Raw genomic sequence first — 14748 nt, 5'->3', positions numbered from 1 at the left:
TGCGGTGCGGCCGACGCGCGGGCGCGTCGTGCTGCACGGCGTCGAGCTGCGCGGGCGCGGGCCGGTGGTCGCGAGCCGGCTCGGCATCGGCCGAAGTTTCCAGCAGACGAGCGCATTCGCGCGGCTGACCGTGTTCGACAACCTGCGCTGCGCGGCGCTGCATGCGCCGGCCGAACGGCGGCGCTGGTGGAACCGGCTGCGCGAATCGGCGTCGGTCGATCTCGCGGCCGGGCGCGTGCTGCACGACATCGGCCTCGATGCGCACCGCGACACGCCGGCCGGCGAACTGAGCTACGCGGAACAGCGCGCGCTCGATCTCGGGATCGCACTCGCGAGCGGCGCGCGCACGCTGCTGCTCGACGAGCCGACGGCCGGGATGAGCCGCGCGCAGGCGGCGCGGATGATCGCGTTGATTCGCGCAACGACGCAGGGGCGCACGGTCCTGCTGATCGAACACGACATGGATGCGGTGTTCGGCTTCGCCGAACGCATCACGGTGCTCGTGCGCGGCACGGTGGTCGCGACCGGCGCGCCCGATGCGATCCGCACCGATCCGGCCGTGCGTGCCGCCTATCTGGGCGAGGGCGGCCCATGAGCGCGTTGCTCGACATTCGCGGCCTGCGCGCGTGGTACGGGCTGCAACCCGTGCTCGACGGCGTCGACCTCGCGCTCGCGCCGGGCGAGACGCTCGCGCTGCTCGGCCGCAACGGCTCGGGGCGCTCGACGCTCGCGAAGGCCGTGATGGGGCTCGTGCGCACGGCCGGCTCGGTGCGCATCGGCGGCGTCGAATGCGTGGGGGCGCGCACGTTCGAGATCGCGCGGCGCGGCGTTGCTTACGTCGCCGAAAGCCGCGACGTGTTCCCGCTGCTGACGGTACGCGACAACCTGCGGCTCGGGCTGCGCGGCGCCAGCGGCGCGGCCGAACGGACGGCGCTCGAACGGTTGTTCGACCGCTTTCCGTTGCTGGCCGCGCGCGCGGACGTGAAAGCGGGGCGGCTGTCGGGCGGCGAGCAGCAGGTGCTCGCGCTGGTGCGGGCGCTGGCCGGCCGCCCGCGCGTGCTGATCGTCGACGAACCGGCCGAAGGGCTCGCGCCGCTCGCGGTCGACGAAGTCGGCACGTGCCTTGCCGCGCTGCAGGCGGACGGTGTCGCGATCGTGCTGATCGAGCAGCGGCTGCAGTTCGCGCCGCGGCTCGCGCGGCGCGTCGCGGTCATGGGGCGCGGACGGATCGTCTACGACGGTGCGCTCGACGGCCTGGGCGGCGACGTCGCGAACGCATGGCTGAGCGCCGGCTGACGGCGCGCGAGCGATTGTTCGGAAAACGCTGCCAGTCAATTCGTGTCGAGCCGCTTTATCGCTGCGGTGCCGCACCGTAAATTGCCAGCCATACCGGTTGCATATCGACGAAACGACGAAACGACGCAACGACGCAGCAACGCGGCAGCCGGCGCCATCCATCGAAAGTCTTGGACTGAGGAATGAAATCATGAGCAAGCTGGCAAACAAGGTCGCGATCGTCACGGGCGGCTCGAAGGGCATCGGCGCGGCGATCGCGAAGGCACTGGCCGCGGAAGGCGCGTCGGTCGTCGTCAACTACGCGAGCAGCAAGGCGGGCGCCGATGCGGTCGTCAGCGCGATCGTCGAAGCCGGCGGCCGCGCGGTCGCGGTGGGCGGCGACGTGTCGAAGGCGGCGGATGCGCAGCGCATCGTCGATACGGCGATCGACACGTACGGCCGTCTCGACGTGCTCGTCAACAATTCCGGCGTGTACGAATTCGCGCCGATCGAAGCGATCACCGAAGAGCACTACCGCCGTCAGTTCGACACGAACGTGTTCGGCGTGCTGCTGACCACGCAGGCAGCGGTCAAGCATCTCGGCGAAGGCGCGAGCATCATCAACATCAGCTCGGTGGTGACCAGCATCACGCCGCCTGCCAGCGCCGTGTACAGCGGTACGAAGGGCGCGGTCGACGCGATCACCGGCGTGCTCGCGCTCGAACTCGCGCCGCGCAAGATCCGCGTGAACGCGATCAACCCGGGGATGGTCGTGACCGAAGGCACGCATAGCGCGGGCATCATCGGTTCCGATCTCGAAGCGCAGGTGCTCGGCCAGACGCCGCTCGGCCGCCTCGGCGAGCCGGACGACATCGCGTCGGTCGCCGTGTTCCTCGCATCGGACGATGCACGCTGGATGACCGGCGAGCACCTCGTCGTGAGCGGCGGGTTGAACTGACCGGATCACGCCGCCCCGGCAGCAGGGGCGACGAAATCCGGCGGACGCTGCGGCGAGTCTGCTTCGGCAGATCACGCAGCGTGCCGCCGGTTGCCGTGCGACCCACGGCATTCGATGTACGCATGCGGGATGACTACGATTCCTGTAGAGGCCGCCCTCTGATCCCGCATCGCACCGCGGCATAAAACTGTCATGCGACGTGCGTGGCGACGGTGCATCCCGCTTGCCGTGCATGACTGAAGCCATCTCCCCGAATTCTCTTCGATCGCCCGTCGCGTAAGGCTGACGGGCGTTTCCCGTGCCGCGTCACCCTTTCGACAGGTGCCGGTTCGGTGCGTCACGCGCATGCCACCCATTCAAGTTGCGAATGTGTGCATCGCAACAATCCATTTCATCCGCGGCGCGCCGAGCGGTATGGTGAACGCACGTTCGACATTCATCGAACGATGCACATTCACCACGCGAAGGCGCCATGAAAACGACTCACGATCGATCCGGGCACGCGGCACGTCCAACCGCCGGCGGCCCGCCCGAAGGCGGCGACGACCGACGCAACGCAGGTCTGCGCCTGCCGGCGAAGCTGGTGGGTCCGATCGTGCTCGGCACGCTGCTCAACGCGCTGAACTCGTCGATGATCGCGGTCGCGCTCGTCAGCATCCAGCAGGCATTCGCGCCGCACGGCGCCGCGCAGGCGCGCATCGACACGCTCTGGCTCGTGTCGGGTCTCTATCTCGCGACGGCCGCCGGCCAGCCGACGATGGGGCGGCTCGCCGATCGCTTCGGTGCGAAGCGGATCTTCTGTATCGGCCTCGCGATCGTGCTGGTCGCGTCGTCGCTTGCGCCGTTCGCACCGACGCTCGGCTGGCTGATCGCGTCGCGCGTCGCGCTCGGCATCGGCACGTCCGCCGCCTATCCGGCCGGCATGGCGATGATTCGTGTGTGGTCGCAGCGGCACGCGAACGGCGCGACGCCGACGGGCGGCCTCGGCGCGATCTCGATCGCGGCACAGGTGGCCGTCGCGTTCGGCCCGCCGCTCGGCGGCGCGCTCGTGCAGTTCGCCGGCTGGCGCGCGATCTTCTGGATCAACGTGCCGATCGTGCTGGCCGCGTTCCTGTTCGCGTGGCTGTGGATTCCGGCCGACCCGGCTTATCGCGGCGCGCAGGCGCGCACCACGCTGCGCGGCACGCTGACGGAACTGGATCTGCCGGGCGTGGCGTTGTTCGTGCTGACACTCGCGAGCCTGCTGCTGTTCCTGCAATCGGTGACGCGCGAACCCGACTGGCTGCTGCTGGCCGCGACGCTCGTGCTGGTGCCGCTCCTGATCCACCGCGAGCGCCAGGCCGCGGCGCCGCTGATCGACATTCGCATGCTGGCGGAAAACCGTCCGCTGCTCGGCACGTACCTGCGCTGCGTCGGCACCTATGCGGTGTTCTACGCGATCTTCTACGCGCTGCCGATGTGGCTGCAGGAGGCGAGGGGGCTATCAGCCGCCGATGCCGGGATCGTGATGCTGCCGGTCGCCGGCATCGGCACCGTCACGACGATGGTCGCGACCCGCATCGTGCACCGTCACGGCGCGCGCCCGGTGCTGGTCATCGGTTCCGCGCTGCTCTGCATCGGCAGCGTCGTGATGAGCCAGATGACGAGCAGCCTGCCGATCGCTGCGATCGTCGTGCTGTCCATCGTGTTTGGTATTCCTAATGGTTTCAACAATCTCGGCAACCAGGCCACGCTCTACCAGAGTACGCCGCACGACCGGATCGGCACGGCCTCGGGGCTGTATCGCACCGCGCAGTACGTCGGCGGCAGCCTGTCGTTCGCGCTCGTCGGTCTCGCGCTCGGCCATCCGGCGAGCGATCACGGCCTGCGCGAGCTTGCCGTCGTCCTGGCGGTCATCAGCGTGCTGCTGTTGCTCAATGCCGTATCGAGCCGGCACCTCGACGCCGCCGTTTCTTCCGTTCCACAACAAAAGTGAGGGTTTTACATGTCCATTCCGACGCTCAATCGCACCGCCGCGCTCGTCGCCATCGATCTGCAGAACGGTATCGTCTCGCTGCCGGTCACGCCCTACACCGGCGCACAGGTGGTCGCGAAGACGGTCGAGCTGGCGGCGGCTTTTCGCGCGCTGGGGTTGCCCGTCATCTACGTGCACACGAGCTACCTGCCGGACGGTGGCGTGGCGCTGAAGGTGAAGACGGATGCGCCGTCGCCGCCGCCGAATCTCGATCCCGAATGGAGCGCGTTCGCGCCGGCGCTCGGCGTGCAGCCGTCCGACATCGTCGTGACGAAGCATCAGTGGGGCGCGTTCACCGGCACCGACCTGGACGTGCAGCTGCGTCGCCGCGGCATCACCGACATCGTGCTGACGGGCATCGCGACCAACATCGGCGTCGAATCGACGGCGCGCCAGGCGTACGAAAACAACTACAACGTCGTCGTCGTGAGCGACGCGGTCAGCACCTCGTCGGCCGATGCGCAGACGTTTGCGCTGACCCAGATCTTCCCGAAGCTCGGGCAGGTCGCGGCGGCGGCGGACGTGGAGGCGGCACTGGAGCAGGCCCAGTCGCGCTGAAGCCGGCGAGTCGTTCGGCGCGCTTTTTCACATACCAGTCGTTTACCGAGGAATGACGATGATCAAGACCGATGCATGGGTTCTTTACGCAGGACCGGAACCGACCCGCCAGCAGCCGCCCGTCGCGGGCGAGCTGCGCCGCGAGACCTTCGAATTTTCCAGTCTCGAAGCCGACGAGGTGCTCGTCGAGCCGCTGTACGGATCGTGGGAAGCGAACCTCGACCACGCGCTGTCGCGTAATCCGGTCGACATCTGCCGCCAGCGCCGCGAGGACAAGATCGTGCTGGGCAACGGCGCGCTGGTGCGTGTCCTGGAGCGCGGCAGCGCGGTCGGTACGCTGAAGGACGGCGAGATCTGCATGGTGATGCCGTTCGGCAAGCGCGACGAATACGGGTTCGCCGAACTCGTCTACGCGTACGACGCGCCGGGCACGATCGGCGTGATGGCGCAGCGCACCAAGATGCGCGCCGACAACCTGGTGCCGGTGCCGACCGACAGCCGTCACTCGCTGCTGCAATGGGCGACCTACGGCCGCTACTTCACCGCATGGGACAACTGGAAGGTCGCGTCGACGTGCTGGCGTTCGCAATTGCCGGACGTCGATCCGGCCGACTATCTGGTGTTCGGCTGGGGCGGCGGCACGACGCTGGCCGAGTTGCAGCTGGCGAAGCGCGAGGGCTTTCGCGTCGCGATGACGGCGAGCAACGATCGCCGGCTCGAGGAACTCGCGAAGCTTGGCATCACGCCGGTCGACCGCCGCAAGTTTCCGGATCTCGCGTACGACGAGGCGCGCTACCGCGCCGATCCGGAATATCAGGCACGTTACCGGGAGTCGGAGCGCATCTTTGCCGAAACGATCGCCGAGCTGAGCGGCGGCCGCGGCGTCGCGATCTTCCTCGACAATCTCGGCGGCGCGCTGTATCGCGCGACGATGCGTGTGACGGGCCGCACCGGCATCGTCGCAACCGTCGGCTGGAAAACCGGGATGCGTCTGTGGAACCTGCGCGCGACGGAATGCATCAACCGCCGCCTGCACATCCACACGCACGCGTGGCGTTACGACGACAGCATCACGATCCGCGACTTCCAGGAATCCACCGGCTGGATCGGCCAGGAACCGACCGAGATCTTCGATTTCGACGACGTGCCGAAGCTGGCGTCCGATTACCTGAACGGGAAGATCGAGACGTATTTCCCGATCTATCGGATCAACGCGGTCTAAGCCGCGGGTCGCGCGCCGTGCCTGCCTCGTCGCACGATGTTTAGTCATGCAGACGATGGCGACGCACGGCGCGCCGTGCAATCCATCTCGTAGGAGAACGCCATGGCCTCAGTGGAAACCGGGGAGGTCGACGCCGGCACGGCGTCGGACAGCTCCAGCCGCGCGCCGCTCGGCGGCATTCGCGTGATCGACGCCGCGACGCTGTTCGCCGGCCCGCTCGCGGCGACGATGCTCGCCGACTACGGTGCCGACGTGATCAAGGTGGAGCATCCGACGGGCGATCCGGCGCGCAAGTACGGCGCGCGCCGCGACGACGTCCCGTTGTGGTGGAAGGTGGTCGCGCGCAACAAGCGGGCGGTCACGCTGAATCTCGGCACGGCCGACGGCCAGCGGATCTTCCGCGAGCTGGCGGCGCAGGCCGACGTCGTGGTCGAGAATTTCCGGCCCGGCACGCTGGAGCGCTGGGGGCTCGGCTACGACGTGCTGTCCGCGATCAATCCGCGGCTCGTGCTGGTCCGGGTGACGGGCTTTGGCCAGTTCGGCCCGTATGCGCGCCGCCCGGGCTTCGGCACGCTCGCGGAGGCGATGAGCGGGCTGGCGGCGGCGACCGGCGAGGCAGGCGGACCGCCGCTGCTTCCGTCGTTTCCATTGGCGGACACGGTGGCGGGGCTGACCGCCGCGTTCGCGATCATGACGGCGCTGAAGGCGCGCGATCGCACCGGACGCGGGCAGGTGGTCGATCTCGCGATCATCGAGACGATGCTGGCGGCGATGGGCGCGCAGGTCGCGAGCTACGACCAGACGGGGCGCGTGCCCGAGCGCACCGGCAACCGCTCGCCGAACAATTCGCCGCGCGGCGTGTATCGCACGTCGGACGGCAAGTGGGTCGCGCTGTCGACGTCGGCGCACAGCATCGCCGAGCGCGTGATGCGGCTCGTCGGCCGCGCCGACCTGATCGACCAGCCATGGTTCGCGAGCGGCGTCGAGCGCGCGAAGCATGCGGACGAACTGGACGCGGCGGTCGGCGGCTGGATCGGGCAGCGCACGCGCGCCGAGGTGCTCGATGAGTTCGAACGCGCGGAGGCGGCCGTCGCGCCGATCTACGACGTGGCCGACGTGCTCGACGATCCGCAGTATGCGGCGCTCGGCTCGGTCGTATCGGTGGCCGACACCGAACTGGGCGCGTTCCGCACGCACAACGTGCCGTTCCGGCTGTCCGATACCCCCGGCGCGATCCGCTGGGGCGGGCCGTCGCGCGGCGCGCACAACGATGAAGTATTCGGCGCATTGGGACTGGAACCGCAGGACCTAGCCGATTTGACCGAACGAGGTGTGATTTGAAACAGAGCGCAACCTGCCGCAGCTATCTGTACGTGCCTGCGCACAAGACGCAGGTGGTCGAGAAGGCCTATGCGAGCGACGCCGATGCGATCGTGCTGGATCTCGAGGACGCCGTGCCGGCGAGCCACAAGATCGACGCCCGCAAGGCCGCCGCCGCGATCCTCGCAGGCGGCCCGCCGAAGCCGACCTACGTGCGCGTCAACCCGATCGGGAGTCCATGGTGCCGCGACGACGTCGAGGCGATCGCACTGCCCGCGCTGCAGGCGCTGCGTCTGCCGAAGTGCGATTTTCCCGCGCATATCCAGGAAGTCGCGGGCTGGCTCGATGCGCTCGGCAGCGAAGCGGGGATCCAGATCCTGATCGAATCGGCGTATGGCGTGGAGACGGCTTACCAGCTCGCGACCGCGTCGCCGCGGCTGGAGCGGATCGGGCTCGGCGAAAGCGATCTGCGCGCCGACCTGCGGATCGGCGTCGACAACTTCACGCTCGAAGTGTGTCGCGCGCGCTGCGTGGTGGTGTCGCGCGCGGCGGGGCTGAACGGGCCGATCCAGACGGTTTATCACACGCTGAACGATCTCGACGGTCTGAAGGAGTCGACGTTGCGCGCGAAATCGATGGGGTTCGTCGGCCGCTTCGCGATTCATCCTTCGCAGGTTCCGGTCATCAACGCGGTGTTCACGCCGTCGGATGAAGAAATCCGCGCGGCCGAGCGCGTGCTGGAGGCGGTCGATGCAGCGGACGGCGAATCGTCGGTGTTCGTGCTGCCCGACGGCCGCGTGGTGGCGCCGCCGCTGATCGCGAACGCGCGCGTGACGCTCGCGCTGGCGACCCATCTCCGGCGCGACGGAGCACCGGCATGAACGCGCCCGACACGCTTACCGCCCCGGCCGCGGTCGCCGGGCCCGTGAGTCCGGACGGCATCATCGGCGCGCTCGGTCGCTTCGCGGCGGCGGTGCGCACCGATGGGCTCGACCGCACACTGCGCGTCGAGGCGGCCGCCCGCGTGCTCGACCTGGTCGGCAACAGCCTGATCGCGCACGACGAGCCCGTCGCACAGTCCGTGCTGCAGGTTGCGCGGCGCTGGGCCGGCAATGGTCCTGCGACCGTGATCGGCGCGCCCGACCGGCTGCCGGCCGCGAGCGCCGCGCTCGTCAACGGCACGCTTGCGCACGCGATGGATTTCGACGACTCGCACATGCTGTCGGTGCTGCATCCGAGCGCGTCGGTGATTCCGGCCGCGCTTGCCGCCGCACAGGCGAGCGGCGCGTCGGGCACGGCGTTGCTCGATGCGATCACGGTGGGCACCGAAATCTGCATCCGGCTCGGCGTGGCCGCCTACAACCCGCAGATCGGCAATTCGGTGTTCTTCGAGCGCGGCCAGCATGCGACGTCGATCTGCGGGACGGTCGGCGCCGCCGCGGCCGCGGCGATGCTGCTCGGGCTCGACGCCGCGCAAATCGCCGCCGCGCTCGGCATTGCCGCGAGCATGGGCGCGGGCCTGCTCGAAGCCAATCGCACCGGCGGCTCCGTGAAGCGGATCCACTGCGGCTGGGCCGCGCATGCGGGCGTGAGCGCGGCGGAACTGGCGGGCGCGGGCGTGACCGCGCCGCCGACCGCGCTCGAAGGCCGCTTTGGCTTCTTCCGCGCGTGGTGCGGCGAGCTGGCCGACGTCGACGCGGTGCTGCGCGAACTCGGTGTCGACTGGGAGACGAGCCGGATCATCTTCAAGCCGTATCCGTGCAACCACTTCACGCATCCTGGCATCGACGCGGCATTGCAGTTGAAGGCGCAGGGCGTGACGGCCGACGATGTGGTGTCCGCCGAACTGCGGGTCGCGACGTCGACGCTGCGCACGATCGGCGAGCCGCCCGCGCTGAAGGCCAACCCGCCGGACGGGTATGCGGCGGCGTTCTCGGGGCCGTACACCGTCGCGGCCGCGCTGCTGGGCGGCGGCGGGCTCGGTGTCTGGTTCGACGATTTCGACGACACGCTCGTGCGGGATCCCGCGCGCCGTGCGCTGGCCGCGAAGGTGCGCTGCGTCGGCGATCCGTGGTGCGACGAGCGGTTCCCGCATTTCCTGCCCGCCGTGCTGCGGGTGGAACTGCGCGACGGACAGGTGCTCGAGGCGCGCGTCGAGTCGAGCAAGGGCACCAATGCGCGGCCGCTGACCGAACAGGAACTCGTCGCGAAATTCGTACTCGCGGCGAGTTCGACGATCGGCCTGCCTCGCGCGCTCGAACTGCGCGACGCGGTGCAGGCGCTCGCCGACGACGCGCCGCTCGATGGGCTGGCGGCGTTGACGTCCGGCGCGCATGCGAACCCGAAAGGAGGAGATCCATCTTGAGCACACCACGCTGGAACAAGCGGCCGCCCGGCTCGAACTGGGGCGATTTCGGTCCGGACGACCAGAAAGGACGGCTCAACTGGCTGACCCCGGACAACGTGCGGCAGGGCGTTGCCGAGGTGCGCGAAGGCCTGTCGTTTTCGCTGAGCCTGCCGCTCGATGTGCCGCGCGGCGGCGGGCTGAACGCACGCCGCCGGCCACCGGCGATCATGCCGGCGCTGCTGGGCGGCAAGCCGTACTTCGGCTATCGCGCGGATGAACAGGTTGCAAACGCAACCGACGTGGTCTGCGACGATTCCTTCTGCATGCATTCGCAGTTCTCGACGCAATGGGACGGCCTCGCGCATGTCGGCGGCGTATTCGATGCGGACGGCGACGGCGTGCCTGAAATCGTGTTCTACAACGGCTTCCGGATGGGCGAGCATCTGCGGGTGCCGCAGGAGGGCGACGCCACCGGCGGCGCGCGCGCGCTCGGCATCGAGGTGATGGCACGGACCGGCGTGCAGGGGCGCGGCGTGCTGATCGACCTGCGGCATCACTTCGGCGTCGCCCGTACGAAAGTCGGCTACGCGCAGCTGATGCGCGTGATGGAAGAAGACGACGTGCGCGTCGAGCAGGGCGACATCGTCTGCATTCACACCGGTTTCGCCGATCTGCTGCTGAACGACGAAAGCGGGTCGCCCGCGACCGTCGCGAGTGCGTGCGTACTGGACAGCAGCGACGCCCGCCTGCTGCAGTGGATCGACGAGTCGCGGCTCGCCGCGCTCGTGGCCGACAACCATGCGATCGAGGAGCGGCCGCAACATGCGCAGCCGCTCGCGCAGCCGGGTGCGTTGATGCCGCTGCACGAGCTGTGCCTGTTCAAGCTCGGCATCCACCTCGGCGAGCTGTGGCATCTGACGCCGCTCGCGAACTGGCTGCGTGCGCATCGGCGCAACCGGTTCCTGCTGACCGCGCCCCCGCTGCATATCCGGGGCCTGGTCGGTGCGCCGGTGAATCCGGTCGCGACGGTCTGACGCGCGGGCGGACGGCGGCCCGTACGCGCGTGCCGGCGCGAACCGTTTCCATCCATCGATTGCCGATTTCGATTGACTCGTTTTTTTAAAAAATTCCTGGAAAACGAGTCATTTAAATCAAAAACCGAATCAATGGCGGCAGGTATATAAAAAATATTGAAACGTCAAGATTGGACTATTCTCGTTTATTGAACTAAATATCAGGGGAATTCCCCATTGCGATAATCGTGAACCGGGGAGGGCGATTAACCCGTTTAGTGGATGGTCACAATCATGAATCTACGTTCGATCGACCTGAACCTGCTGGTCATACTCGATGCGCTGCTGACCGAGAAACAGGTGACACGGGCCGGCCTGAAGGTCGGCCTGACGCAGCCGGCGGTCAGCAATGCGCTGTCGCGGCTGCGGTATCTGTTCAACGACGAGATCCTCGCGCGCGGCGCGATAGGGCTGGAACTGACCCCGCGCGCCCAGGCGCTGATCTCGCCGGTCCGGCAAATCATGCAACAAATAGAAGAATTGTTTGAATCGGATTATCAATTCCATCCTTTTACATCGGAACGTCATTTCACGGTCCGCATGTCGGACCTGACCGAATTGCTGCTGCTGCCCGCATTGCTGCGGCGCATGCGTACGGCGGCGCCGAACATCAGCCTGGACGTCGTGCATCCGAGCGCCGCCAAGACGGCCGAAGCGCTCGAAGCGGGGCGGCTCGACATGGCGATCAGCGCGGGCCTCGAGCATGCCGGCACGCTGTCGTCGGAAACCGTATTTCACGACCGGCTGGTCTGCATGCTGAGCCGCAAGCATCCCGACGCGGACAAGCCGCTGACGCTCGAACGGTTCCTCGCGCTCGACTTCCTCAACGTATCGATCAACCCGGTCGACCACAGCCTGATCGACAACCTGCTCGCGAACATGGGCTGCAAGCGCCGCATCGTGCTCAACGTGCCGCACTGGCTCGTCGTGCCGAACATGCTCGATGCGCTGCCGTACGCGGTGATCATGTCGGAGCGGCACGCGCTGAGCCTCGGCGATCCGCGCCTCGTGATCCGCGAACTGCCGCTCGCGATGGAGCCGGTCACGTGGTCGCTGTACTGGCATCACCGGTACGATGCGAGCAACGCGCACGGCTGGATGCGTCGCATGATCATTGCGGTCGCGGAGTCGCTCGAGGACGACGTCGCGGCGGACGCGTTCAGCGTCGGCTGAGCGTGAAGCCGCGTGGTGCCTCGTGGTGCCGGCCGTGCACGGGTCAGCCCATGACGAACAGCGGCGGCAGCGTCGCGACGTCGGGCTGTTCGTCGAGGCGCCACAGATAATCGAGCGCGGCACGCATCCGTGCCGCGCTCCAGTGCGGCCGGCAGTTCTTCATGAACTTCGCTTCGTAGTCGTCGCGCTGCATCGGTTGCGTCGGCGAACCCGGCAGGTCGTCCACCTGCTTCGCATGAATCGCGCCGTCGTCGCACACGGCCGTCACGCGATTCGGCGCATGCGCGGGATAGCGGGCCGTCAGCGCCGGATCGGCGCTGACCGTGATTTTTCCGACCAGCGCGCGCAATGCCGGGTCGCGCAGCGCGGCGCTCGCATAGCTTCGGGTCGTGATGTCGCCGTCGAGCATCGCCCGCGCGACGATGTAAGGCAGGCTGTGATCGGCGGTCTCGTGGGTCGATGGCGCCCATTTCTCCGGATCGCGGCCGGCCGTCACGTAGCCGACTTCGGTCGTGTGGATCTCGATGCGGCGGATGCGCCGCAGGTCGCCGACCTGGGCGGCGACAGCGAGCGCGGCCGGAATCGCCGTTTGCGTGAGCCCTTGCGCCGGATAGAACTTCACGAAGCATCGGCCGATCCGGAACGCGCCGCCGCGCCCGCCGAATTCGCCCGTATCGAGCGTGAACGGCCCGGATACCCGCTCGAAGAACCCGGCCGTCCCTTCGAAGATCGGCGCGGGGCCGGTGAGGCCGGCGCGGGCGAGTTCGGTCGAAAACACCGCGTTGCGCGCCGCGTCCGCGTCGGCGAGCGCTTTCCAGTTGGACAACTGCTGCACCCGTGTCTGGTTCAGCGCGAGATGGCTGTTGATCGACAGGTTGACCGCCTGCACGAGTTGCGGCGCGGGCAGGCGCATCAGTTTCCCCGTGGCGAGCGCGACGGCGGGCAGGCTGTAGCAGGTGTGGTCCCAGCCGCGCGGGCTGATGGCGGCGGCGTCCATCAGCCGGCACGCGATTTCGTACGCGATCGCGATCGACAGGATCAGGTCGCGGCCGGTGGCGTGCTGCGCTTCGGCGACCGCGAGGCACGCGGCGACGTTGTCGCTCGGATGGCCGGTTTCCTTGCCGGCATACGCATCGTTGAAATCGAAGTAGCGCAGCGCCGTGCCGGTTGCGAATGCGGCGAGATCGGGGTTCGTGCGCCGGTTCGTCCCGATCACGGTCGCGACACCACCGGGCGAGGCGAGCGCCGCATTGCGCGCGATGCGCACGGGCGGCTCGTCATACGCGGCGATCGCGCAGCCGAGTGCGTCGATCAGATGCGCCTTGATCGTCTCGACCGTCGCGGCGTCGAGGTCGCGATACTGCAGCCCGGCTGCATAGTCGGCGAGCTGCCGCGCGAGTTCGGGCCGGTCGGTGTCGCGCAGGTCGGCACGCGCGGCGCCGCTGGCGGCGGGTGACGCATCGGCGCGGGCGCGCATGACGGGCAGTGTCAGCGCAGCGCCGGTCAGGGCGGAAAGGAAATGGCGGCGGTTCATGGTTCTGGACTCCGAAGGTGTCAGGTGCGGGGAGGGGCGGCGATGTCAGAACGCCTTGCGCAGGCCGAGCGCGACGCCCGCACTGCCCGAGCGATCGGCGGCGAGCGAGTAGTGCAGGAAGTTGTAGTTGTCGTTGTCGAAATCGAGCGCGGCGCGATGCGCGTAGCCGCCCGCCAGGTACAGCGTCACCGTCTTCGACACGAAGTAGTTCAACTGCAGCGTGACCTGCTGCGGACTGACGGGACGCGATGCCGGCGCGGGTGCATGGGCGGGATTCTGCGTACGGATGTGTTCGTAATAGACCGCGCCGATCACCTGCAGGAAATCGGTGATCGCGTAACGGACGCCGGCCCACCAGAACGTGAAGTTCGTCACGACCGACGGCGCGGCGATGTCGCTGCGCGCGTGTTCGACACCGGCCAGCAGTTGGGCGCGGCCGAGCGGCACGAGTGCGGAAGCGGCGTAGCGGCGGAAATGCGCGAAGCCGCCGGGCTGCGGCGTGTGGACATCGTCGAACGCCGCGGCGAACGAGAACGCATCGCCGGCGTAGTCGAAGCCTGCGCCGTACGCGGCGTTCGACTGGAACGCGCCCGCCGTGCCGCTGAACGCGTAGTGCGTTTCGAGCGTCAGCGCGCCGAGCTTCGCCAGGTATTTGACGACGTTGTTCTCGCGATAGTTGATGCCGACGATCGCGCCGTCCGGCTCGTACAGCGTCGAATAGGCGCCCGTCGGCGAATAGCGCTCCATGATGTCGAACAGCGTCGTGTACTGGCGGCCGAGCCGCAGTGCGCCCCAGCGGTCGTGCTGCAGTGCGACCCACGCGGAGCGGTCGAAGCCGCCCGAGCCGGCACCGGTACCGTTGGTCAGGTTGATGCTGCTTTCGACGCGAAACGCCGCCTGCCAGCCGCCGCCGAGATTCTCGACGCCCTTCAGGCCCCAGCGCGAACCGCTCTTGCCGCCCGACGCCATCCGCACGAGCGATGCCGACGATTTGCCGTCCGGTGCCACCTGGCCGGTGAGGAATTCGGTGTACACGTCGGCGACGCCATACAGCGTGAGGCTGCTTTGCGCGCAGGCGCCGGCCGATACGAGGCCCAGTCCGCACAATGCGGACATTCGCTTGCCCATGGGGCTGTCTCCTTGTTTGAGGTTGTTGTTCTCCATGCGCCGCGCGGGTCGAGACGCGCGGCGCCGCAGCGCTATCCGGGGCGGACGGCGAACGGGGCGTGCCGCGCCGGGCCGCTCGCGCGCGTCGGGCGACGTACGCGGGCGAA

Annotated in this window: 13 protein-coding genes; 11 read left to right on the top strand and 2 right to left on the bottom strand. The window is 68.3% G+C overall.

Features of this window, described 5'->3' with window-relative positions; all coding sequences use genetic code 11:
- From F3J15_RS34405 to F3J15_RS34355, 11 genes are all read left to right on the top strand, one after another.
- The coding region (locus F3J15_RS34405; RefSeq protein ID WP_166896848.1) for an ATP-binding cassette domain-containing protein at positions 1-595 on the top strand (595 nt) is incomplete at its 5' end.
- Entirely contained in the window at positions 592-1296 is a 705-nt protein-coding gene (locus F3J15_RS34400; protein WP_166896846.1) for an ABC transporter ATP-binding protein, read from the top strand. The genes F3J15_RS34405 and F3J15_RS34400, both read left to right, overlap by 4 nt.
- Positions 1297-1486: 190 nt before the next feature.
- On the top strand, positions 1487-2233 hold the full coding sequence (locus F3J15_RS34395; protein WP_089425159.1) for a glucose 1-dehydrogenase: 747 nt from the start codon (positions 1487-1489) through the stop codon (positions 2231-2233).
- 472 nt (positions 2234-2705) lie between these two features.
- Positions 2706-4208, top strand: a complete 1503-nt coding sequence (locus tag F3J15_RS34390) for an MFS transporter (protein ID WP_166896844.1) — start codon at positions 2706-2708, stop codon at positions 4206-4208.
- Positions 4209-4217: 9 nt separating this feature from the next.
- A complete protein-coding gene (locus F3J15_RS34385; protein ID WP_089483827.1) occupies positions 4218-4805 on the top strand; it encodes a hydrolase in 588 nt (195 codons plus the stop codon).
- Between the two features lie 58 nt (positions 4806-4863).
- Complete coding sequence (locus F3J15_RS34380; RefSeq protein ID WP_089483828.1) at positions 4864-6027, top strand: zinc-binding alcohol dehydrogenase family protein; 1164 nt, start codon at positions 4864-4866, stop codon at positions 6025-6027.
- 102 nt (positions 6028-6129) lie between these two features.
- Positions 6130-7368, top strand: a complete 1239-nt coding sequence (locus F3J15_RS34375) for a CoA transferase (protein WP_205191115.1) — start codon at positions 6130-6132, stop codon at positions 7366-7368.
- Positions 7365-8228: a CoA ester lyase gene (locus tag F3J15_RS34370; RefSeq protein ID WP_069247753.1), complete on the top strand. Its 864-nt coding sequence runs from the start codon at positions 7365-7367 to the stop codon at positions 8226-8228. The genes F3J15_RS34375 and F3J15_RS34370 overlap by 4 nt, the downstream gene beginning before the upstream one ends.
- The gene (locus F3J15_RS34365) at positions 8225-9712 is read left to right on the top strand and encodes an MmgE/PrpD family protein (RefSeq protein ID WP_166896842.1); all 1488 of its coding nucleotides are present in this window, start codon (positions 8225-8227) and stop codon (positions 9710-9712) included. The genes F3J15_RS34370 and F3J15_RS34365 overlap by 4 nt, the downstream gene beginning before the upstream one ends.
- Positions 9709-10728 (top strand): cyclase family protein, encoded by a 1020-nt coding sequence (locus tag F3J15_RS34360; protein ID WP_166896830.1) that lies wholly within the window; start codon positions 9709-9711, stop codon positions 10726-10728. The genes F3J15_RS34365 and F3J15_RS34360 overlap by 4 nt, the downstream gene beginning before the upstream one ends.
- Positions 10729-11001: 273 nt before the next feature.
- The gene (locus F3J15_RS34355) at positions 11002-11940 is read left to right on the top strand and encodes a LysR family transcriptional regulator (RefSeq protein ID WP_069249278.1); all 939 of its coding nucleotides are present in this window, start codon (positions 11002-11004) and stop codon (positions 11938-11940) included.
- 43 nt (positions 11941-11983) lie between these two features.
- On the opposite strand, the gene F3J15_RS34350 is transcribed toward F3J15_RS34355, so the two are convergent.
- Positions 11984-13474 (bottom strand): MmgE/PrpD family protein, encoded by a 1491-nt coding sequence (locus tag F3J15_RS34350; RefSeq protein WP_166896828.1) that lies wholly within the window; start codon positions 13472-13474, stop codon positions 11984-11986.
- Positions 13475-13519: 45 nt separating this feature from the next.
- Positions 13520-14602 carry a porin gene (locus tag F3J15_RS34345; protein WP_166896826.1) on the bottom strand — a complete coding sequence of 361 codons (1083 nt, stop codon included), beginning with the start codon at positions 14600-14602 and terminating at the stop codon, positions 13520-13522.
- Between the last annotated feature and the right edge of the window lie 146 nt (positions 14603-14748).

The sequence above is a fragment of the Burkholderia sp. Ap-955 genome, assembly GCF_011753045.1.
In the GTDB taxonomy this organism is placed as follows: domain Bacteria; phylum Pseudomonadota; class Gammaproteobacteria; order Burkholderiales; family Burkholderiaceae; genus Burkholderia; species Burkholderia lata_D.
Note: the sequence above shows the minus strand (reverse complement) of the source record. Positions and strands in the feature narration are given on the sequence as shown.

What these genes read in the sequence shown, in the direction of transcription:
- F3J15_RS34355 (WP_069249278.1), top strand. Translation starts at nt 11,002, where the DNA reads ATGAATCTACGTTCGATCGACCTGAACCTGCTGGTCATACTCGATGCG.
- F3J15_RS34385 (WP_089483827.1), top strand. Translation starts at nt 4,218, where the DNA reads ATGTCCATTCCGACGCTCAATCGCACCGCCGCGCTCGTCGCCATCGAT.
- F3J15_RS34380 (WP_089483828.1), top strand. Translation starts at nt 4,864, where the DNA reads ATGATCAAGACCGATGCATGGGTTCTTTACGCAGGACCGGAACCGACC.
- F3J15_RS34390 (WP_166896844.1), top strand. Translation starts at nt 2,706, where the DNA reads ATGAAAACGACTCACGATCGATCCGGGCACGCGGCACGTCCAACCGCC.
- F3J15_RS34400 (WP_166896846.1), top strand. Translation starts at nt 592, where the DNA reads ATGAGCGCGTTGCTCGACATTCGCGGCCTGCGCGCGTGGTACGGGCTG.
- F3J15_RS34350 (WP_166896828.1), bottom strand. Translation starts at nt 13,474, where the DNA reads ATGAACCGCCGCCATTTCCTTTCCGCCCTGACCGGCGCTGCGCTGACA.
- F3J15_RS34375 (WP_205191115.1), top strand. Translation starts at nt 6,130, where the DNA reads ATGGCCTCAGTGGAAACCGGGGAGGTCGACGCCGGCACGGCGTCGGAC.
- F3J15_RS34365 (WP_166896842.1), top strand. Translation starts at nt 8,225, where the DNA reads ATGAACGCGCCCGACACGCTTACCGCCCCGGCCGCGGTCGCCGGGCCC.
- F3J15_RS34395 (WP_089425159.1), top strand. Translation starts at nt 1,487, where the DNA reads ATGAGCAAGCTGGCAAACAAGGTCGCGATCGTCACGGGCGGCTCGAAG.
- F3J15_RS34345 (WP_166896826.1), bottom strand. Translation starts at nt 14,602, where the DNA reads ATGGGCAAGCGAATGTCCGCATTGTGCGGACTGGGCCTCGTATCGGCC.